The 17597-nt window shown below is 66.0% G+C and carries 18 protein-coding genes; 5 read left to right on the top strand and 13 right to left on the bottom strand.

The window, feature by feature from the left end:
• Nucleotides 1-2: 2 nt before the first annotated feature.
• A complete protein-coding gene (locus tag OIN59_RS19515) occupies nucleotides 3-1193 on the bottom strand; it encodes an aminotransferase-like domain-containing protein (protein ID WP_274112951.1) in 1191 nt (396 codons plus the stop codon).
• 112 nt (nucleotides 1194-1305) lie between these two features.
• On the opposite strand from OIN59_RS19515, the gene OIN59_RS19510 reads away from it, so the two are divergent.
• A complete protein-coding gene (locus OIN59_RS19510; RefSeq protein WP_274112949.1) occupies nucleotides 1306-1785 on the top strand; it encodes an AraC family transcriptional regulator in 480 nt (159 codons plus the stop codon).
• Nucleotides 1786-1837: 52 nt separating this feature from the next.
• Here the strand turns inward: OIN59_RS19510 and OIN59_RS19505 are convergent, their stop codons facing one another.
• On the bottom strand, nucleotides 1838-2824 hold the full coding sequence (locus OIN59_RS19505) for a Bug family tripartite tricarboxylate transporter substrate binding protein (protein WP_274112947.1): 987 nt from the start codon (nucleotides 2822-2824) through the stop codon (nucleotides 1838-1840).
• Between the two features lie 76 nt (nucleotides 2825-2900).
• Nucleotides 2901-4373: an amidase gene (locus tag OIN59_RS19500; protein ID WP_274112945.1), complete on the bottom strand. Its 1473-nt coding sequence runs from the start codon at nucleotides 4371-4373 to the stop codon at nucleotides 2901-2903.
• Nucleotides 4374-4498: 125 nt separating this feature from the next.
• Here OIN59_RS19500 and OIN59_RS19495 point away from each other — a divergent pair, with 125 nt between their 5' ends.
• On the top strand, nucleotides 4499-5461 hold the full coding sequence (locus tag OIN59_RS19495; RefSeq protein WP_274112943.1) for a LysR family transcriptional regulator: 963 nt from the start codon (nucleotides 4499-4501) through the stop codon (nucleotides 5459-5461).
• Between the two features lie 2 nt (nucleotides 5462-5463).
• Nucleotides 5464-6102: an endonuclease III gene (gene nth / locus OIN59_RS19490; protein ID WP_274113025.1), complete on the top strand. Its 639-nt coding sequence runs from the start codon at nucleotides 5464-5466 to the stop codon at nucleotides 6100-6102.
• 89 nt (nucleotides 6103-6191) lie between these two features.
• On the opposite strand, the gene OIN59_RS19485 is transcribed toward nth, so the two are convergent.
• From OIN59_RS19485 to OIN59_RS19450, 8 genes are all read right to left on the bottom strand, one after another.
• The gene (locus OIN59_RS19485) at nucleotides 6192-6587 is read right to left on the bottom strand and encodes a type II toxin-antitoxin system death-on-curing family toxin (protein ID WP_274112941.1); all 396 of its coding nucleotides are present in this window, start codon (nucleotides 6585-6587) and stop codon (nucleotides 6192-6194) included.
• Nucleotides 6584-6808: an AbrB/MazE/SpoVT family DNA-binding domain-containing protein gene (locus OIN59_RS19480; RefSeq protein WP_063461858.1), complete on the bottom strand. Its 225-nt coding sequence runs from the start codon at nucleotides 6806-6808 to the stop codon at nucleotides 6584-6586. Before OIN59_RS19480 ends, OIN59_RS19485 begins: the two co-directional genes overlap by 4 nt.
• A 54-nt stretch (nucleotides 6809-6862) precedes the next feature.
• Nucleotides 6863-7609 (bottom strand): aspartate/glutamate racemase family protein, encoded by a 747-nt coding sequence (locus OIN59_RS19475; RefSeq protein ID WP_274112937.1) that lies wholly within the window; start codon nucleotides 7607-7609, stop codon nucleotides 6863-6865.
• Between the two features lie 16 nt (nucleotides 7610-7625).
• Nucleotides 7626-8387 (bottom strand): GntR family transcriptional regulator, encoded by a 762-nt coding sequence (locus tag OIN59_RS19470; RefSeq protein WP_274112936.1) that lies wholly within the window; start codon nucleotides 8385-8387, stop codon nucleotides 7626-7628.
• A 13-nt stretch (nucleotides 8388-8400) separates the two neighbouring features.
• The gene (locus OIN59_RS19465) at nucleotides 8401-9288 is read right to left on the bottom strand and encodes an ABC transporter permease (RefSeq protein WP_274112934.1); all 888 of its coding nucleotides are present in this window, start codon (nucleotides 9286-9288) and stop codon (nucleotides 8401-8403) included.
• 1 nt (nucleotide 9289) lies between these two features.
• On the bottom strand, nucleotides 9290-10204 hold the full coding sequence (locus OIN59_RS19460) for an ABC transporter permease (protein WP_274112932.1): 915 nt from the start codon (nucleotides 10202-10204) through the stop codon (nucleotides 9290-9292).
• Nucleotides 10205-10394: 190 nt separating this feature from the next.
• Nucleotides 10395-11708 (bottom strand): ABC transporter substrate-binding protein, encoded by a 1314-nt coding sequence (locus tag OIN59_RS19455; protein WP_274112930.1) that lies wholly within the window; start codon nucleotides 11706-11708, stop codon nucleotides 10395-10397.
• 60 nt (nucleotides 11709-11768) lie between these two features.
• Complete coding sequence (locus tag OIN59_RS19450; protein WP_274112928.1) at nucleotides 11769-12839, bottom strand: ABC transporter ATP-binding protein; 1071 nt, start codon at nucleotides 12837-12839, stop codon at nucleotides 11769-11771.
• A gap of 254 nt (nucleotides 12840-13093) precedes the next feature.
• Here OIN59_RS19450 and OIN59_RS19445 point away from each other — a divergent pair, with 254 nt between their 5' ends.
• Nucleotides 13094-14227: a GGDEF domain-containing protein gene (locus OIN59_RS19445; protein ID WP_274112926.1), complete on the top strand. Its 1134-nt coding sequence runs from the start codon at nucleotides 13094-13096 to the stop codon at nucleotides 14225-14227.
• An 18-nt stretch (nucleotides 14228-14245) separates the two neighbouring features.
• Here OIN59_RS19445 and cobT read toward each other — a convergent pair whose 3' ends face one another.
• Nucleotides 14246-15310: a nicotinate-nucleotide--dimethylbenzimidazole phosphoribosyltransferase gene (cobT, locus tag OIN59_RS19440; protein WP_274112924.1), complete on the bottom strand. Its 1065-nt coding sequence runs from the start codon at nucleotides 15308-15310 to the stop codon at nucleotides 14246-14248.
• On the opposite strand from cobT, the gene OIN59_RS19435 reads away from it, so the two are divergent.
• Nucleotides 15309-16097 (top strand): class I SAM-dependent methyltransferase, encoded by a 789-nt coding sequence (locus tag OIN59_RS19435; protein ID WP_274112922.1) that lies wholly within the window; start codon nucleotides 15309-15311, stop codon nucleotides 16095-16097. The genes cobT and OIN59_RS19435 overlap by 2 nt on opposite strands.
• Before the next feature lie 31 nt (nucleotides 16098-16128).
• Here OIN59_RS19435 and OIN59_RS19430 read toward each other — a convergent pair whose 3' ends face one another.
• Nucleotides 16129-17583, bottom strand: coding sequence for a cobyric acid synthase (locus tag OIN59_RS19430; RefSeq protein ID WP_274113023.1), 1455 nt, complete (start codon nucleotides 17581-17583; stop codon nucleotides 16129-16131).
• Nucleotides 17584-17597 lie beyond the last annotated feature (14 nt).

Raw genomic sequence — 17597 nt, 5'->3', positions numbered from 1 at the left:
CTTCAGATCGCCTGGCCCAGGCGCGCCACGCCTTCGCGGATCTTGTCCACATCGGCCGTGGCGAACGACAGGCGGAAGGTCGCGTGGTCCGGGTTGGCGCAGAAGAACGGCGTGCCGGGCACGAAGGCCACGCCCTTTTCGATGGCGCGCTTTGCCAGCACGTTGCCGTCCACCACCTTGCCGCCCGCGCCGGTCAGGCGCGCCCACACAAACAGGCCACCCTGGGGCTGCACGAACTCGATGGCGTCGCCCAGCTCCTTGCGCAGCGCGTCACCCATGGCCTGGGCACGTTCGGCATACACCTTGCGCACGTTGGCCAGCGTAGCGGGCATGCGGCCAGCCTTGAGGTACTGCGCGGCCGTGGCTTGTGCGAAGGTGCTGGTGTGTGCGTCGCTGAACTGCTTGCACATGGTGGCCTTGCCCAGCAGCTCGGCCGGGGCAATCATCCAGCCCACGCGCAGGCCGGGCGACAGCACCTTGCTCAAGCTGCCGCAGTGCACCAGCAGCTCGCGGCTGCCGGGCACAGTGGCCGACAGGTTGAGCAGGCTGGGGGGGGGCGCGTCGCCAAAGTACAGGTCGCCGTAAGGGTCGTCCTCGACGATCAGCGTGTTGTGCTTTACCGCCATCTCCAGCACGGCCTTGCGGCGCTCCAGGCTCAGCATGGCGCCGCTGGGGTTACCGAAGGTGGGGATCAGGTAGACGAACTTGGGCTTGTGTTCGGCGATGAGCTTTTCCAGCTCATCCGTCTTCACGCCGTTGCCATCAATGGGGGCGCTGATGAGTTCGGCGCCATACAGGCGAAAACACTGGATGGTGGCCAGGAAGGTCGGGCCCTCCACGATGACCTTGTCGCCGGGGCTGATGAGCGTCTTGCCCAGCAGGTCCAGCGCCTGCTGGCTGCCGGTGGTCACGATGAGGTTGTCGGCCGCCACATCCTTGGCGCCCTTGCTCGTCATGAAGGCGGCCAGTTGCTCGCGCAGCGGGTTGTAGCCTTCGGTGGCGCCGTACTGCAGCGCCGCGCCGGGTTCTTCGGCCAGGGCAGCATTGCTGGCGGCCCGGATGCCTTCCACGTCGAACATCGCGCTGTCCGGGAAGCCGCCCGCAAAGCTGATGATGCCGGGCTTGCCCAGCAGCTTGAAAAGCTCACGGATGGCGGAGGTTTCTACGTTGTTCAGGCGGTCGGCGAATTGCATGGCGTGGACAGAAGTGGTTGGCAACAAATCGTGCATTGTCGTCAATTGCGACGCAGGATTCATGCGGTGTCATTAAACTGGACTAGCCGCCCACCACAAGCCCCCACACACCATGCCACTGACCATCCGCACCCTGCCCCGCATGCGCCTTGCCTCCATGCGCCACACCGGCGCCTACGGCCATCCCGGTCTGACTGAGCTGTGGGAGCGCTTTGGCGCCTGGTGCGCGGCCAACCGGCTGAACGAGCCAAGCCCCAAGTTCTACGGCTTCAGCCATGATGACCCGGCCTGCACGCCGCCTGAACAATGCCGCTATGACGCCTGCGTGCAGATCGGCGTAGGCCTGCGCACCGGGCCCGATGTGCAGGTGATGGACTATGAAGGCGGCGACTACGCCTGCATGCATTTCGTGGGTACAGGGCCCGAGATCGCCGCCGCCTGGGCGCAGCTGAAGGCGCCGGGCCAGATCCCCGAAGGCTGGGAATGGGAGCCCCGCGCCGCGCTGGAGATTTACGACGAGGACTTTGTGGTGGACCCGGCCACGGGGCGGTTTCCGTGCTGGCTGTGTATTCCAGTCAAGCGGTCTCGCTGAAAACTGTCTGGCGGCGCTGACAGGCTGAACAGCCAGGGTCCAGCGCCGACCATCAGTCCACCCGGATATCCGCCCGCGCCGCCACGGCACGCATCAGCGGCAGCTCGCGCTCGATGCGGGCCCGCAGCGCGTCGCCGTTGCCCCAGGCCGGGGTCATGCCGATGTCCACCAGCTTCTTCTTGAATTCGGCGGACGCCATGGTGTCGGCCAGAGCCTTTTCCAGCTTTTTCTGCACCGGTGCGGGCAGGCCCGCGGGCCCCACAAAAGCAAACCACGAACCCATGTCGAAGCCGGGGTAGCCGCTTTCGGCCACCGTGGGCACGTTGGGCAACAACGCCAGGCGCTGCGGGCTCAGCACGGCGATGGGCTTGATCTTGCCAGCCTTGATGAGCGGGGTGGAGGCCACCACCGTGTCCACCGCCAGCTGCACCTGCCCGCCCATCAGCGCAGTCAGGTTGGGCGAGCTGCCGTTGAAGGGCACGTGCAGCATCGGAAAGCCCGCGGTGGCCTTGAGCATCTCGGCGCCGAAGTGCACCGACGAGCCCGTGCCGTAGGACCCGTACGAGAACTTGTCCGGCGCGGCCTTGGCCTGCGCCACGATGTCCCTGAGCGTACCGCCCTGCACATCGTTGTGGGCCACCAGCAGCAGCCCCATGTCGGCCACCATGCCGATGGGCGTGAAGCTGCGCACCGGGTCATACGGCAGGTTGGCGCGGATGGCGGGGTTCATGGTGAGCGTGGTGTTGGCGCCCAGCAGCAGGGTGTAGCCGTCGGCCGGGGCCTTGGCCACCAGCGATGCTGCCACTACCGTGCCCGCGCCCGGCCTGTTTTCAACCACCATCGGCTGGCCCAGCCGCTCGCCCATCGCCGTGGCCAGCAGGCGCCCCAGGATGTCCGTGGCGCCGCCGGGCGCAAACGGGATGACCAGTTTCACAGGCCGGTCGGGATAGGTCTGCTGCGCCCACGACACGGCGGGCGCTGCCAGCACGAATGCGCTGGCCAGGAGACACGATACGAAGCGGGAGCGCGGCAGGGACATGGGGAGTTCTCCAGTCAAAAAAAGCGGAAAAGGCGGTAAGGGCGGGATGGCAAAACGATGGGGAAAACAGCGCGCATCAACCCAGCAACGGGCTCGGCACACGGGCATAGCCGCTGGCCTGGTCGTAGGCGTGGCCTATCTGCAGCACGGCGGCATCAGACTGCGCCGGGCCGATGATCTGCAGCCCCGCAGGCAGGCCGCCGGACCCAAAGCCCGCAGGCGCAGCCAGTGCAGGCAGGCCGGCCATGGTGGCGGGCACAACGGTCTCCATCCAGCGGTGGTAGGTATCCATGGTGCGGCCACCGACCTCGTGGGGCCAGTCCAGCCCGGCATCGAACGGGAAGACCTGTGCAGCGGGCAGCACCAGAAAGTCGAACTGCTCGAACAGGCCCCGCAACACCTGGTACCACGCGCTGCGCACACGGGCCGCGTCGTACACCTGCAGGGCCGTCAGGCGCATGCCACGCTCGATCTCCCACACGGCTTCGGACTTGAGCAGCGCATGCGTGGCGGGGTTGCGATACAAGGCCGCGTTGGCCCCCGCCACGCTGAAGCTGCGCAGGTCGATCCAGGCGTTCCACAGCTGCGCCATGTCGAACGCGGGCACCACGGGCTCCACCGTGCAGCCCACCGTGCGAAAGTGCGCAAGAGCCTGTTCGCAGGTCGCCAGCACACCGGGCTCGGTGGGCAGATGACCGCCCAGGTCGCCCAGCCAGCCAATGCGTGCACCGCGCCAGTCGCGCTCCAGCGGCTGGCCCAGCAGGGCCACGTCCTCGTGCCGGCGCGTGAGCGGCAGGCGTGCATCAAAGCCTGCCTGCACCGACAGCAGCAGCGCTAGGTCCGGGATGTTGCGAGCCATAGGCCCCGCCACGCTGAACTGCTGAAAGAACACTTCTTCTGTCGGCCCGTGTGGCACCAGGCCGAACGAGGTGCGCAGGCCGTACACGTTGTTGAAGGCCGCTGGCGTGCGCAGCGATCCCATCATGTCCGAGCCATCGGCCACAGGCAGCATGTGCAGGGCCACCGCCACCGCAGCCCCGCCGCTGCTGCCGCCCGCCGACACGGCCGGGTTGTGGGCATTGCGCGTGGTGCCGTACACCGGGTTGTAGGTGTGGCCGCCCAGGCCAAACTCGGGCGAATTGCTGCGGCCGATGAACAGCGCGCCGCCTGCGCGCATGCGCTCGAACACCACGGCGTCGGTGGCCGAGACCTGGCCCGCAAAGATGGGCGAGCCGCGTGTGGTGACCATGCCCGCTGCGGGCATGATGTCCTTGGGCGTCTGCGGAAACCCATGCAGCGGACCCAGGCTCTCGCCGCGCGCCAGTAGCGCATCGCGCTCTGACGCCTGCGCGCGCAGGGTGTTGCGGTCCACCATCGCCACCAGGGCATTCACCACGGGGTTGAGTCGATCCACCTGGGCCAGATAGGCATCCAGCACCTCGGCGCACGAGACCTCACGCGCATGGATGGCGCGCGACAGGCCGGTGGCCGTGTGGTCCACGATGCGGCTGGGGGTGTCGCTGAGGGCGATGTTGGCGGTGGAAGACATGGATGTTGGGGCCGGTGAATATGTCATTTGCAAGTCAGCATAAGCAGCCTGCTGCGTTTCGACAATCAACGTTTTCTGAGGTTATCTTTGCGTTTTCCGCAATTCATACCCCCGAAAGGCCTCCGATGCTTTCCAGCCGCTTGCAGGACACCGCTCTGCGCTACTTTCTGGAGGTGGTGCGCAGCGGCTCCGTCAGCGAGGCCGCCACGCGCCTCAATGTGTCGCCCTCGGCCGTGAGCCGCCAAGTGGCTGCGCTCGAAGACCTGCTGGGCGTGCCGCTGTTTGACCGGCGCCCACGGGGCATGGCGCCCAGCGCGGCGGGCGAGCTGCTGGCCGCCCATGCGCGGCGTGGTGCGCTGGAAGCCGACCGCGTGGTCTCCGACATCCAGGCGCTACAGGGCCTGCGCACGGGGCTGGTGCGCATCTGCAGCTCTGCGGGCTTTGCCATCGAGTTCCTGCCGCGTGTGATGGCGCAGTTCCGCCTGCAGTACCCCGGCATCCAGTTCCACCTGCGCGTGGCCAGCCCGGCAGCCGTGACCGTGGCCGTGCTCAACGGCGATGCAGACATTGGCGTGACCTACAGCCGCTCCGCGGAGCGGGATATCACGGTGCAGCACCGCCAGGCCGCCCCCGTCATCGCCATCATGCGGCCCGACCATGCGCTGGCGCGCTCCCACTCCATCACCCTGGCGCAAATGCACGCCCATCCCATCGCGCTGCCCGAGCGCGACAACACAGTGCGCCAGCTGTTCGACATTGGCTGCAGCCAGCGCGGCCTGGTGTTCGAGCCCGTGCTGGTGTGTAACCACTTCGAGACACTGATGCACTTTGTGCTGCATGGCGGCGGCCTGTCCATCTCGGGCGAAGTGACGGTGCGCGACCGGGTGCAGCGCGGCGAGCTGCATGCCGCCCAGATCCGCGAGCCCGGCATGAGCGCCCGCGCCGCCGAACTGCAGACCCTGAGTGGCCGCACCCTGCCCGCTGCCGTGCGCATGTTCCTTCAACTCCTGCAGGCGCAGCTGCGGGACAATGCGGCACCGCCCGTGCCACCCCGAAGAACCAAGGCGCCCACAGCACCCCACCCATGACCATGAAAACCGCCCAGATCGAGCCCTTCTTCGCCACCCTGAAGACGGCCAACCCCATGCCCAATACGGAGCTGGAATACACCACTCCGTTCGAGCTGCTGGCCGCCGTGCTGCTGTCGGCCCAGGCCACCGATGTGGGCGTGAACAAGGCCACACGCAAGCTGTTCCCAGTGGCAGGCACGCCCCAGGCCATCCTGGACCTAGGCCTGGAGGGGCTGGAGAGCTACATCAAGACCATCGGCCTGTACCGCACCAAGGCCAAGAACCTAATGGAGACCTGCCGCATCCTGGTGGAGCAGCACGGCAGCCAGGTGCCCCGCACCCGCGAAGCGCTGGAGGCCCTGCCCGGCGTGGGCCGCAAGACCGCCAATGTGGTACTGAACGTGGCCTTTGGCCAGCCCACCATGGCGGTGGACACGCACATCTTTCGCGTGAGCAACCGCACCGGCCTCGCGCCGGGCAAGAACCCGCTGGCGGTGGAGCTGCAGCTGATGAAGCGCGTGCCTGCCGCCTACGCGGTGGACTCACACCACTGGCTCATCTTGCTGGGCCGCTATGTGTGCCAGGCGCGCAAGCCGCGCTGCTGGGAATGTGTGGTGAGCGAATATTGCGACTACCAGCCGAAGACTCTGGCGCCCTGAATCAGCAGGCGCGGTACAAAGCTATCATTTTTATAGCTTACAGCGCTTACTGGATAGGCGGTAGGGCCCAAAAAAGCTTCAAATTTCACTCAACGGACTACGGCGTGCTCCCGCAGCCAGGCGGCAAACGCCTCTTCGGAGATATCGCCTGCGGCGACGGCGAACATAGTCAATGTGGCGCCTGTCTGGGTGGCCTGTAAACGCAAGCCATTGAGGTACAGGAACAAGCCCACGGCCAAAAAGGCAGCCCGCTTGTTCCCGTCCACGAAGGGATGGTTCTTGGCGAGGCCCACCCCATAGCTCGCGGCCAGGGCCGCTGCATCCGGGGGATTGTCGGCATCCGCATAAGCAACGATGTTCTGCGGCCGCATCAGGGCAGAGTCCAGCAAACCCTCATCGCGCATGCCTTCGCGCCCGCCGTGTCTGGCAAGGCTTTCACCGTGGAGCAGAACCAGCGCCTGCTTGCTCACCCAGCGCCAGCTCATTTGGCCAACTGGTGAAAGGTGTCACGAAAGTCGTGCATGAACTCACGGCCAGCCTTGATCTCTTCCTCAAGGGTGGGGTCGTACGGTGTCAGCGCATAGCCATCGGGCGTTTCCGTGAGGAAGATGGATTCGCCTTTGCCTAGCTTCAAACGCGCCAGGGCTTCTTTCGGCAGAACAACACCAACAGAATTTCCGATCTGGGTCAGCTTGAGCATGTGCATGGGAAAAGCTCCAAGTAATTACAAACGTAATACTAAACTTCCCCTTGGGTGCAGTCAAACCACCCCTGCCAGCCCCAAAGTCGCCATCTCTCTCGACACCCCCGCCCACGCCACATCAAACCCCGCCACCTTGCGCTCCGGCAGCACGGGGTGCGCACGCAGCGCCCAGGTGGCGCCGGCCACCACGCTGTCAATCACGGGCACCGACACTTGAGGCTGCACGGCGGCAGCCATACCGGCCAGCCCGGCGCCGCCCAGGATGACGGCCTGCACGCCCATCTGGCGCACCACATCGCGGCAGGCCTGGGCCAGCAATGCGCGGGCCGCTTCCGGATCGGCCGCCAGTTGCGCGCCGGTGGGGGCCACAGTGTGGATGCCTGCCAGTGCGTGGGCGTGGCCCAGCGCCTGGGCCAGGCGCTGCAGCATGGGGCCCCAGCGCTCGCCGCCCGTCACGATGGCAAAGCGGCCGTGGCGCGCGGCCTCGATGAATGACGCCTCGGCCAGGCCCGTGACGGGGGCTGGGCTGCTCTCGCGCAGGGCCATCAGGCCGGGGTCGCCAAAGCAGCCGATCAGCACCGCGTCGGGCGGGTTCTGAGGCTGCGCGATCTCATGCGCCCACACATCAAGCGCTGCGTGGGCCGCCACGGCATAGCTGGCCTCGCAGGCGATGTAGGGGGCGCCAAAACGTGCCGTGGCCGTGCGCACCGCCACATGCGAGCCTGCGGTTGCCTGCACATGCCGCTGCAGCAAGGCGCTGACGCTGGCCGAGGTGTTGGGATTGAGGACGAGCAGTTGGCGCATGGCAAGGTGTCGGGATTCAGGCGCCCAGCAGTTGCGCAAGGTCGGGCACATCGCTGGCTGGCGGAGTGAACTCCAGCTGCGTTTCGATGCGTGCCAGGTGCGTCAACATGAGGCGCGCGGCCTCGCGCGCGTCGCGCAGGCGGATGGCATCAATCAACGCCCGGTGCTCGCGGCAACCACAGGCCGTGGCCTCCTCGCGCTCGCGCGCATGGCTGGGGCTGTAGGTCATCAGGATGAGCGAGGTGCGCGAGACCAGCTCGCGCAGGATGCGGCCCAGCGTCTGGTGCCCTGCGGCCTGCGCGATGTGCAAATGGAAATCGCCCGACAGGCGGATGGCGCGGCGCATGTCGCCGCTGGCGCGGGCGGCCTCTTCGTCGTCGATGCAGGTGCGCAGCGCGGCAATGTCGGCATCGGTGGCGTTGGCAATGAACAGCGCCACCAGGCGCGGCTCCAGCAGGCGGCGGGCCTCGAACACCTCCAGCGCCTCTTGTGGCGTGGGCTGGGCGATGGATGCGCCCCGGTTGGGTGTGAGCGTGACGACCTGCTCGTTGGCCAGCCGCACCAGCACAGGCCGCACGCGTGTGCGCGACACGCCGAAGGCCGCCGCCAGCTTGTCCTCCACCAGTTTGGTGCCGGGGGGCAGGCGGTGGTCGAGGATGGCCGAGACCATGCGGTCGTACATATCGTTGTCGCTGAGCTGGCCTGGGACCTCGGGCTGAGCGTGCGGTTCGGTGGCTGCAGCGCGTGCGCGCCGGGGCCTGGGAATAGTGGTCGTCATAAGGGTGCCGTTTTTAACCCGCGCGGCCCTGGCCACGGCGCCCTAAGGCCCACACCAGCGCCAGCGTGATGCCCATGACCACGAAAGACACCACCGTGGTCAGCGTGCCCAGCGCGTAGATCGACGGCGTAGTCACCGTGCTGGTCAGGCCCTGCAGTTCCAAGGGCAGCGTGTTCACATCGCCAATGGCCTGCGAGGTGCGGGCGATCTCGTCCCAACTGAGCGTGAAGCCGAACATGCCAATGCCCACGACCGACGGCGCGATCAGCGGCAGCACCACATGCGCAAAGCCCTGCCAGGGCGTGGCGCCCAGGTCGCGTGCGGCTTCTTCATACGCGGGGTTGAAGCGGTTGAACACCGCGAACATGATGAGCAGGCCAAACGGCAGCGTCCACGTCAGGTGCGCACCCAGGGCCGAGGTGAACAGGCCGAGCGACGTGCCGTAGCCCTCCAGCGCGCTCTCCATGCCCAGCCACTCCAGCGCCGCCTTGATGCCGTTGTCGATGAGCCTGAACTCCAGTCCGATGCCCAGCGAGACGATGATGGACGGCATGATGAGGCTGGCCACCACGATGAAGAACAGCGTGTTGCCGCCCGCCAGCCGCTTGCGAAACGCCAGGCCCGCCAGCACCGACAGCACCACCGTGCACAGCATCACCGCCACCCCCAGGCCCAGCGAGCGCCACAGCGCCGCACCAATGTCCACCACGCCCAGCCCTTCGGTCAGCTTGTAAAACCAATGCAGCGACACACCGCGCATCGGAAAGGTGAGCCCCCCTTCCGGCCCCTGAAAGCTCAGGATGAAGATGACGAACATGGGCCCGTACATGAACAGCACGAACAGCGCAAAAAAGATGGCCAGGAGCCAGAAGCTGGCGGGGCGAGATTCACGGACTTTCATCTCACAGCTCCTTGCGGATATCGACGAGGCGCGTGAGGCCCCAGATGACCATCAGCACCACGGCCAGCAAAATCACGGCATTGGCCGCCGCCAGCGGGAACTGCAGGTACGACGTCTGCACCTGGATGATCTTGCCCACGGACGCAATCTGCTGCCCGCCCATCACGCCAATCGTCACGAAGTCACCCATGACGATGGTGATGACAAAAATCGAGCCAATGATGATGCCGGTGCGCGAGAGCGGAACAATCACGTTCCACAGCGTCTGCCAACCACTCGCGCCACTGTCGCTGGCCGCCTCAATGAGGCTGCGGTCGATGCGCATCATGCTGTTGAAGATGGGCACGATCATGAACATGGTGTAGAGGTGCACGAAGGCCAGCACCACCGAGAAGTCCGAGAACAACAGCCACTCAATGGGCGTCTCGATGAGGTTCATACCCACCAAGGTTTGGTTCACCAAACCGTTGCGCCCCAACAGCGGCACCCACGAGATCATGCGGATGACGTTCGACGTCCAGAACGGAATGGTGCACAGCACGAACAGCAGCGTCTGTATGCCCGAAGAGCGCACATGAAAGGCCAAAAAATAGGCCACGGTGAAGCCGATCACCAGCGTGATCAGCCACACCAAAAAACTAAACTTGAGCGTGGAGTAGTAGGTCTTGAGCGTGACGCACAACCCCTCTGACGCATCACCACAGCCCGCGAAGATCGACACGTAGTTCTTGAGCGTGAAGCCCGGCAACAGCTCGTACTCGTTGAAGTCCCAGAAGCTGACCATCACGATCAGCGCCAGCGGAATCAGGAAAAACAGCGCGAACACCAGCGTGAACGGCGCAGCCTGCCACCAGGCGGCAATGCTGCGGCCGGGGACGGCAGCAGCAGGCAAGGTCGGTGTGTGGGTTGTACTCATGGTGTTTGCAAACAATCGGTATCAGATATCCGCAGCTCGGCGTTTCGTCTCAATCCTTGAAACTGGCGCGGCCAAAGGCCAGTGCCCCCGTGCAAGGGCCGCCCCGCCGCACCGGGAGCGTCCCCCTCCCGAACCGCGCAGCGGTTTGAGAGAGGGGTGAAGGCGCGCAGCGCCTCAGGGGGTGCACTCCTTACGCCGCCACGAATTCATTCCATTTTTGGACCATGTAGTTGTTCTCGTCCATCAACGCGTTCCAGCAGGCAATACCGCCCATGCGCGACTCATAACTGCCGCCATCGCGCACTGCACCGGCCTTGGCCAGCACGTCGCCATTGGGGCTCTTGATGTCTTGCGTGGCGGGCTTGCCTTCCATCCAGTAGGCCCACTCGTAGGCTTCCATCTTTGACTTGGCGGTCTCCAGCACGGCGCTGTAGTAGCCCTGGCGGTTGAGGTAAGCACCGGCCCAGCCATCCAGGAACCAGTTGATGAACTCGTACGCGCCATCGAGCTTGCGGCCGCTCAGCGTGGCGGGCAGGCCAAAGCCCGCAGCCCAGGCACGGTAGCCTTCCTTGAGCGGCTGGAAGTTGCAGGCGATGCCCTTGGTGCGCACGGCCGTCACAGCCGGGCTCCACATCGACTGGATCACCACCTCGCCCGATGCCATCAGGTTCACCGACTCGTTGAAGTCCTTCCACAGCGCGCGAAACTGGCCCTGCTTCTTGGCCTCGATCAGGGTCTTGATCGTGAGATCAATCTCCTTCTTGGTCATGTTGCCCTTGTCGGGGTACTTGTAGATGCCCATGGCCTCGACCACCATGGCGGCGTCCATGATGCCGATGCTGGGGATGTTCAGGATCGCGGTCTTGCCCTTGAACTCGGGGTTGAGCAGCTCGGCCCAGGAGTTGATGGGGCGCTTGATCAAATCGGGGCGGATGCCCAGCGTGTCGGCGTTGTACACGGTGGGGATCAGGCTCATGAACTGCGTGGGTGCGGTCGCGAACTTCTTGGACTTCTCGCCCTCCAGGTAGATCACCTTCTTGGGCGCCGTGCCCTGGTCGCCCACGGCCTTGCCAGCGACCATACCGGTGGTGAACAGCGTGGTGATCTTGTCGGCGTTCTTGATCTTCTTGGTATCGATGCCCTTGAGGTTGCCGGTGGGCACGATCTTCTTGAGCGAGAAGTATTCGGTGTCGATCAAATCGAAGCTGTTGGGCGCGGTGACGGCGCGCTTGGTCACGTCGTCCGTGGTCACGGCCACGTACTGGATCTCGATGCCGGTGTCGGCCTTGAACTTCTCGGCAATGGCCTTGTCCTGGTTCACCGCCGTGCCCAGGTAGCGCAGCACGATCTTTTCCTGCGAGTGCACGGCCGGGAACATGCCAGCGGCCAGGATGCCCGCCGTGCCCTTGAGCAGCGAGCGGCGAGCCACACCAGTGGCTTCACGGACAACGCCAGTGGCATCGGAGACAACAACAGGGGAATCAGCACGGGAAGCATCGGACATGGGAAAACTCCTTGGGTTGCGGAAGGGGATGGGTGAAAAAGAGAAGGCGTAGCGAAGTGATCAGGCGGCTTGAGCCATGGCAGGAGCAGGCACAGAGAGCGGATGCGCCTGGTCGGGCGTCCAGTGCAGTTGCACGCCCTGCCCCACTTGGTAGGGCAGCGCGGCAAACGCGGCCTCAGACACCATCACCGAATAGGCCGCCGTGGCGTTGGCCGACAGGGCCACGCCCTGCTTTTGCAGGCCCAGCAGCACGTAGGTGCCCTGGTACTCCACATCGGTCACCACGGCCTGCATGCGCTGGGCGCCCCAGGGCAGCTCGGCGTGGGCGGGGGCGATCTGCAGGTGATCGGTGCGCACACCCACCTTGCCTTCGGGCGTGTCGATCACGTTGTGGCCACCCATAAAGCGGGCCACGAATTCGCTGGCGGGCCGGTTGTAGACCTCGTGGGGCGAGCCCACCTGCTCGATCACGCCGTGGTTCATCACCACCATGGTGTCGGCCAGGGCCATGGCTTCTTCCTGGCTGTGGGTCACATGGATGAACGTCAGGCCCAGTTCCTTCTGCCAGCGGCGCAGCTCGGCGCGCATCTGGATGCGAAGGAAAGGGTCCAGCGCCGACAAGGGTTCATCCAGCAGCAGCACGCGCGGCTGAGTGATGAGCGCGCGCGCCAGCGCCACACGCTGCTGCTGCCCGCCCGAGAGTTCTGCGGGCTTGCGCTCAGCCAGGTGGCCCAGGGCCACACGCTCCAGCAGATCACGCGCCTTGGCCTGCCGCTCGGCCTTGGCCACGCCCTTCATCTTCAGGCTGAAGGCCACATTGTCCAGCGCCGACAGGTGCGGAAACAGCGCAAAGCTCTGGAACATCATGGCCGTGCCGCGTGCGGCAGCGGGCAGGTCGGTGATGTTGCGGTTCTCCAGCAGGATGTCGCCGCTGGTGACTGACTCGTGCCCCGCAATCATGCGCAAGGTGGTGCTCTTGCCGCAGCCCGAGGGGCCCAGCAGGCAGCAGTAACTACCGCTGGCGATGCGCAGGTTGATGGCATCGACCGCCGGTTTGCCCTGGGCGTAGCGTTTGGTCAACGCCACGATTTCAATGGCGGCAGGGGTGGGCGCTGAGAGGGGGCTTTGCATGGGGTATGCCCTACGCAAGGCCTATGCCAACTTTGTACACAATGTTTTATGCACTTTGCATACAAAGTGCACCAACACGGCGCGTACCCCCGCCCCAACCCGGCGAGTGCCTGCGCGGCTCCTGGCTCCACCTCGGGCGCAACACGCACCGAAACAGCGCAAACGCTGCAATGCGATGCAGGGCCTGGCTATACTGGCCTACGCTGCTGAAACAATTTTTTACGCAAGCGCTGCCCCTCCCTCTTGCCCTCCGAATGACGAACCTCGACCCGCGCTCCATGATTGCCCTCGCGGGCTTCATGTCCGCCGTGATGGCCATGGTGCTGCTGTTCATGCGGCGGCATTACCCGGCCAGCATCCGGGGCGTGGGTGGCTGGGCAGCGGCGCCGCTACTCTGGCTCGTCTCCACCGTGTTGTTTGGCGCACGCGGCGTCATCCCCGACTGGCTTGGCCTGGTGCTGGCCAACCAGCTGCTGGTGCTGGGCTCGGTCACCTATTACATGGGCACCCGGCAGTTCATGGGCCAGCCCGCCACGTGGCGCACCTGGAACTGGGTGATGGTTGGCACCACGGTCGTGTTTATCTGGCTGACCTACTGGTGGCCCAACTACGCCATGCGGGTGGGTTTCTTCACCATGGTGATGGGGGTGCTGTACGCCATACAACTGCACTTCATGCTGCGCCACGGTGGCCGCAATTTTCCGGTGCGGCTGGTGGAGGTGGTGCTGGGGCTGCACATGCTGGTGCTGGCCATGCGCCTGGGCTCCATCCCGTCCGGGCACGCGGGCAGCGACCTGATGGAGGCATCGCTGCTCCAGACCCTGTACATCGGCGCCTACGTACTCACTGTGTTGATGCTGTCGATTGGCGCGGTGCTGATGGCCACGGACCGCTTGCGCACCGAGCTGGAACACCTGGCCACCTATGACTCGCTGACCCAGACCCTCAACCGCCGCGCGTTGCTGCAGCGCTGCGAAGACGAACTGGAGCGCGCACAGCGCTACGGCAACGGGCCGTCCATCATGATGGTGGACCTGGACAACTTCAAGGCGGTGAACGACACACGCGGCCACCAGCATGGCGATGCGGTGCTGGTGCACTTTGCCGAGCGCACCCGTCAGGTGCTGCGCCGCGCAGATCGCCTGGGCCGCTACGGGGGCGAGGAGTTTCTGGTGCTGCTACCCGGCGCCGATGCGCAAGCCGCCCAGGTCGTGGCCCAGCGCATCCACGCCACGCTGGCCGCAGGCCACCCGCTCGACTGCGAGGTGAGCATCGGGCTGACCAGCTGGTCCGGGTCGCACGAGACACTGGACGCCATGCTGTCCCGCGCCGACGCCGCGCTGTACCGAGCCAAGGCAGAAGGCCGCAACCGGACCATGGTGGGCTGAGAGCCAAAGACCTGCAGTTCAGGCCGTCTGAGTGGCCACACCGGCCGATTCAAAACTCGCCATCTCTGCCAGCACCAAGCAGGCGGACTGCAGCAACGGCCAAGCCAGCGCCGCGCCCGACCCCTCGCCCAAGCGCAGGCCCAGGTCCAGCAGGGGTTCGGCCTGCATCTGCGCCAGCATCAGGCTGTGGCCCCGTTCGCCCGAACGGTGGGCGAACACGCAGCGCTGCAGCACATGCGGTGCAATGCGGCTGGCCACCAGCACGGCAGCGCTGGTGATGAAGCCATCCACCACAATCACGCGCCGCTCGGCCGCTGCCTGCAGCACCGCCCCCACCAGGGTGGCGACCTCGTAGCCGCCCAAGGCAGCCAGAGCATCCAGCGGGTTGGTGGCACTGGCGTTGGCATCCAGCGCCTGCTGCAGCACGGCGCGTTTGCGCTCGATGCCCGCAGCATCCAGCCCCGTGCCCGCGCCCGTCACCTCGGCCAGCGGCAGGCCCGCCAGGCGCGCCAGCAGCAGCGATGCCACCGAGGTGTTGGCAATCCCCATCTCGCCCAGCAAAAGCGCGTTGCCCGGCAGCCCACGCACCACCTCTACACCGTTGGCCAGCGCCTGTGCACATTGCTCCACACTCATCGCCGGGCCGACCGACGCATCCTGCGTGCCAGGCGCCACCTTGCGCAGCAACAGGCGTGGCTGACCGGGCGCGGCGTCGCGCGCCGCGATGGGCTTGGCCACACCGCAGTCCACCACCGTGAGGCCCAGGCCATGCTGGCGCGCGAGCACACTCACGGCTGCGCCGCCGGCCAGAAAGTTCTCTACCATCTGCCAGGTCACATCACTCGGAAACGCCGAGACACCCCGCGCGGCCAGGCCATGGTCTCCCGCACACACCAGCATCTGGGGGGCGTTCAGCACGGGGGCTTCTGTGCCCAGGATCACACCCAGGCGCAGCGCCAGGCGCTCCAACAGGCCCAGCGAACCCAGGGGCTTGGTCTTGTGGTCAATGATGTGCTGCAGGCGGCTGGCCAACGCGGCATCATGCAGGTCAGCAACGGATGGAAGTACGAAAGGTGATGTCATGGTGATGGAGAACACAAAGAACGCCGTGCACAAAGCGGCACAGCAGGGTTTTGAAAAAGAAGCACAGGCCTATGCGCGCGGCAGGCCGGACTACCCGGCGGCGCTGTCGGCCTGGCTGGCGCAGACCTTGGGCCTGGGCCTCGGCCGCCAGGTGGCGGATGTGGGCGCGGGCACCGGCAAGTTCACCGCGCTGCTGGCAACCACCGGGGCCACGGTGGTGGGCGTGGAGCCCGTGGACGCCATGCGCGCCAAGATCGAAGCGTTGCAACTGCCCACGGTGCGTGCCGTGGCGGGCACGGCGCAGGCCATCCCGCTGCCGCCCGGCACACTCGATGCCGTGGTCTGTGCGCAGGCCTTCCACTGGTTTGCCACCAACGAGGCGCTGGACGAGTTCCACCGCGTGCTGCGCCCGGGTGGCAAGCTGGGCCTGGTGTGGAACGTGCGCGATGAATCGGTGGACTGGGTGGCCGAGCTCACGGCCATCATCACACCCTATGAAGGCGATGCCCCGCGCTTCTACAAAGGCGACTGGCGCAAGCCCTTTCCGCACCCCGGCTTCAGTCCATTGGCCGAGACCCGGCTGCCGCACGAACATGTGGGGCCGCCACAGCAGGTCATCGTGGACCGCTTCATGTCGGTGAGCTTTATCGCCGCCCTGCCCGATGCCGAACGGGCCCAGGTGCGCGCGCAAATCGAGGCTTTGATAGCCCGGCACCCCGCGCTGCGCGGACAAGACACCGTGCGCTTTCCGTACACCACCCTCGCCTGCCACTGCGAACGGGTGTGAGGGTCTGCGGCGTACCACGGTAGCCGGTTTCCTACCGCGCCACCAGCGCATCCAGCACGCCTGGTGTGAAGCTGGTGCCCAGAAAACCCGCCAGGCCGTCAAACACGCTGTCCAGCGTAGGCACCTGGGCCCCAAACAGCGCGTGCAGCACGGCGGCATCCTCGAACAGACCGTGCAGGTACACGCCCAACACGTTGCCCGCCGGGTTCTGCCACGCAATGCCCGGGATAACCTCGCGCGCCACATCGCCCTTGGCGGCCATGGCCGGGTGCTGGGCCGTCTGGCCGTGGTGGATTTCGTAGCCCGTAGCCGGTACACCAGCCAGCGTAGCCCAGGCGCCCAACACCGCGCCAAACTGCGTCTGTGTGCGTTGCACGGTTTTGGCAACATCGAAGGTGGTGACCAAAGGCAACAGGCCCAGGCCCGGAGCATTGCCATCGATGCCCGCCGTGTCGATCAGCGCCTCGCCCAGCATCTGCAACCCGCCGCACACGCCCAGCACGGTGCCACCCTGCCCAGCGTGGTGAGCAATGGCCTGGTCCAGCCCTTGCGCGCGCAGCCAGGCCAGGTCGGCGGCGGTGGACTTGGAGCCGGGCAGCACCACCCAGTCGGTGGGCTTAAGGCCTGCCAGGTCGGCCGGACTGCGCGCCCACAGCAGGCGCACGCCGGGCACGTTCTTGAGCGGCTGGAACTCGTCCAGGTTGCTGATGCGCGGGTAGGCCACCACGGCCACCGTGGTGTGCACGGCACCTGCGGACAAGGTGCGGTCATCGAACACACCATCTTCTTCGGGCAGACCGTGGCGCCATTGCATGGGGATCGTGGCCACGGTGGGAACGCCGGTCTGCTGATGCAGCATCTGCGGCGCAGGCGCCAGCAGGCTGGCGTCGCCGCGAAACTTGTTGAGCACAAAGCCGTGGATCAGCGCGCGCTCGTCCTCGGGTAGCAGCGCCCAGGTGCCGTACAGGTGGGCAAAGGCACCGCCCCGGTCAATGTCCGTCACCAGCAGGCAACGTGCATCGGCATGGCGGGCTACGCGCATGTTGACGATGTCGCTGGCGTGCAGGTTGATCTCGGCGGGCGAGCCCGCGCCTTCGATGACGACCACGTCATTCTCGGCGCGCAGTGTGTCAAGCGCCGCCGCTATCTGTGGCCACACCTTTTCGCTGCGGCCGCGCCAGGGCATGGCCGTCAGCTCTGCACTCACCTGGCCCATCAGCACCACCTGGCTGTGCGTGTCGGCCTCGGGCTTGAGCAGCAGGGGGTTCATGCGCACCTCGGGCTTGGCGCGGGCCGCGAGGGCCTGGAAATACTGGGCTGAACCGATCTCTCCCAGGCAGCCATCAGGACCAGAAACAACGCGGGCGTTGTTGCTCATGTTCTGCGCCTTGAACGGCGCCACCTTGAGGCCCTGGTTGCTGTAGTAGCGGCACAGCGCGGTCGTGAGCCAGCTTTTGCCCGCGCCACTGGTGGTGCCCAGCACCATCACGCAGCGGGCCA

Source organism: Acidovorax benzenivorans (assembly GCF_028680575.1).
Taxonomy (GTDB): domain Bacteria; phylum Pseudomonadota; class Gammaproteobacteria; order Burkholderiales; family Burkholderiaceae_C; genus Acidovorax; species Acidovorax benzenivorans.
This window is presented reverse-complemented; position numbering and strand designations above follow the sequence as displayed.

What these genes read in the sequence shown, in the direction of transcription:
- OIN59_RS19515 (WP_274112951.1), bottom strand. Translation starts at nt 1,193, where the DNA reads ATGCAATTCGCCGACCGCCTGAACAACGTAGAAACCTCCGCCATCCGT.
- OIN59_RS19510 (WP_274112949.1), top strand. Translation starts at nt 1,306, where the DNA reads ATGCCACTGACCATCCGCACCCTGCCCCGCATGCGCCTTGCCTCCATG.
- OIN59_RS19505 (WP_274112947.1), bottom strand. Translation starts at nt 2,824, where the DNA reads ATGTCCCTGCCGCGCTCCCGCTTCGTATCGTGTCTCCTGGCCAGCGCA.
- OIN59_RS19500 (WP_274112945.1), bottom strand. Translation starts at nt 4,373, where the DNA reads ATGTCTTCCACCGCCAACATCGCCCTCAGCGACACCCCCAGCCGCATC.
- OIN59_RS19495 (WP_274112943.1), top strand. Translation starts at nt 4,499, where the DNA reads ATGCTTTCCAGCCGCTTGCAGGACACCGCTCTGCGCTACTTTCTGGAG.
- nth (WP_274113025.1), top strand. Translation starts at nt 5,464, where the DNA reads ATGAAAACCGCCCAGATCGAGCCCTTCTTCGCCACCCTGAAGACGGCC.
- OIN59_RS19485 (WP_274112941.1), bottom strand. Translation starts at nt 6,587, where the DNA reads ATGAGCTGGCGCTGGGTGAGCAAGCAGGCGCTGGTTCTGCTCCACGGT.
- OIN59_RS19480 (WP_063461858.1), bottom strand. Translation starts at nt 6,808, where the DNA reads ATGCACATGCTCAAGCTGACCCAGATCGGAAATTCTGTTGGTGTTGTT.
- OIN59_RS19475 (WP_274112937.1), bottom strand. Translation starts at nt 7,609, where the DNA reads ATGCGCCAACTGCTCGTCCTCAATCCCAACACCTCGGCCAGCGTCAGC.
- OIN59_RS19470 (WP_274112936.1), bottom strand. Translation starts at nt 8,387, where the DNA reads ATGACGACCACTATTCCCAGGCCCCGGCGCGCACGCGCTGCAGCCACC.
- OIN59_RS19465 (WP_274112934.1), bottom strand. Translation starts at nt 9,288, where the DNA reads ATGAAAGTCCGTGAATCTCGCCCCGCCAGCTTCTGGCTCCTGGCCATC.
- OIN59_RS19460 (WP_274112932.1), bottom strand. Translation starts at nt 10,204, where the DNA reads ATGAGTACAACCCACACACCGACCTTGCCTGCTGCTGCCGTCCCCGGC.
- OIN59_RS19455 (WP_274112930.1), bottom strand. Translation starts at nt 11,708, where the DNA reads ATGTCCGATGCTTCCCGTGCTGATTCCCCTGTTGTTGTCTCCGATGCC.
- OIN59_RS19450 (WP_274112928.1), bottom strand. Translation starts at nt 12,839, where the DNA reads ATGCAAAGCCCCCTCTCAGCGCCCACCCCTGCCGCCATTGAAATCGTG.
- OIN59_RS19445 (WP_274112926.1), top strand. Translation starts at nt 13,094, where the DNA reads ATGACGAACCTCGACCCGCGCTCCATGATTGCCCTCGCGGGCTTCATG.
- OIN59_RS19435 (WP_274112922.1), top strand. Translation starts at nt 15,309, where the DNA reads ATGGTGATGGAGAACACAAAGAACGCCGTGCACAAAGCGGCACAGCAG.
- cobT (WP_274112924.1), bottom strand. Translation starts at nt 15,310, where the DNA reads ATGACATCACCTTTCGTACTTCCATCCGTTGCTGACCTGCATGATGCC.
- OIN59_RS19430 (WP_274113023.1), bottom strand. Translation starts at nt 17,583, where the DNA reads ATGGTGCTGGGCACCACCAGTGGCGCGGGCAAAAGCTGGCTCACGACC.